The sequence below is a fragment of the Ramlibacter sp. AN1015 genome (assembly GCF_037726105.1).
Taxonomy (GTDB): domain Bacteria; phylum Pseudomonadota; class Gammaproteobacteria; order Burkholderiales; family Burkholderiaceae_C; genus Ramlibacter.
On record NZ_JBBJUM010000028.1, the window covers coordinates 1 to 1,465 of the forward strand.

A 1,465-nucleotide genomic window follows, 5' to 3' on the forward strand; every position below is an offset into this window, starting at 1 on the left:
AAGGCCTATCTGCTTGCAAGTCGTGGGCCGAGTGAGCGCGCACGGTATTCTCGAAGCATGCCCAATCTAGTCGGATATCCCGCGGGTCTGCTTCCCATTCCGCCAAAAGTCCAAGCGTTCATCGACCTCATCGAGGAGCACGGTTTTACGGTGAGGACCACCGACCAAGTCGCGACGGACGACGGCTCGCGCCAGACGCTGGTCGTGCGATGGCGAGGCAATCGAGTGGGATACATGAAGCACGACATGTGGCGAGATGGCCCGCTCATGGGCTTTCACTTCCACACCGGCATGCGCGGCAAGGGTAGCCGGGACGGCGACGCTTGTCCCGAAGGGTTTTCGCAGGAAGCTTTCGCCAGGGAGCGCGGCGTGGCGCCCGAGAGCTTGCAGGTGCGCCCGAACGGAGGTCACAACTACCTGCGTGTGCTTGATGCGCAGGCGGCCCTAAACCTGCTGCAGCACAGCGCGTCCGTGCTGGACGCCGCAGGGGTTCTCTCCCGGGAGGATGAAGAAGATTACGAGGAGCTTGAGCCTGACCAGCGACACGCGGAACTGGAGGAGGACCTCGCGGATTTGAAGGCGCGCAAGCTGCCTGCCACGACGGAACGACGTCTGACCGATGCGCGATTGGGCCAAGGCGGCTACCGCAGGCAACTCGAAAAGATCTTCGTTAAGAAGTGCGCGGTGCGGGACCTGGAAATCCGCCACGCCTTGCGCGCTTCCCACATCCTGCCTTGGAGGGCATCTACCGACGAGCAGCGGCTGGATCCCTACAACGGACTGCTGCTGTCCGCCACCCTGGATGCGCTCTTCGACAAGTACCTGATCACGTTCGACCAGCGGGGGCAGGTGCGTGTGTCGCGCCGCGTCTCCGACGCAGACCGGAAAACCCTGCAGGAGATCGGCCCTCTGCGCAGGCCCCCATTGGAAAAGCAGTGGGTGTACTTGGAGCAGCACAACCGCGAGTTCGACAGGCGCGAAGCCGCGGGACGGAAGTAGCTTTGGATTCCGAGCCGCAGCGAGTTGCCCCCGCTCGAGGGGCTTCGGCAAGGCACGCCAAGACCTGTTCCAGGCCTCCCACCGACTGCTGCAGGCCTGTGCGCCTCCCGCGGGGAGCGCCGGGGACGATCTGTGCTTCGAGGCAGCCGCGGGGCTTGCGCAGCCAATGGAACCGCCGCACACGCTTGGCGATCTGTTGAAAACTGTTCTCGAGCCACACCCGCCAGGCCTGAGCGAGACAAGCGCACCGCAAGAGGGGGTTGACGCCTTCTTGCGTGCGAAGGTGAAGCCGCGGCTGGCCGCCCTCGGCTACGGTCCCGGCGAGTGCCTGGCTTATGTTCGCCGCGGTGTGCCTGCAGGCGCCTGTTGTGGAAGCGCTGCGCACCCCGAACTGGTTCTTCCAGGCGGGCTTCACAGTGAGTGCTGCGCAGCGTCCGACCAGGGCTCTTGCCGCAGGACAGGGGGG

General features: G+C 64.8%; 1 protein-coding gene. It reads left to right on the forward strand.

Going from position 1 to position 1,465, the window contains the following annotated elements:
* Positions 1-999 (forward strand): HNH endonuclease (locus WG922_RS21895; RefSeq protein ID WP_340285164.1); only part of this gene is annotated, 999 nt, incomplete at its 5' end.
* Positions 1,000-1,465: the final 466 nt, after the last annotated feature.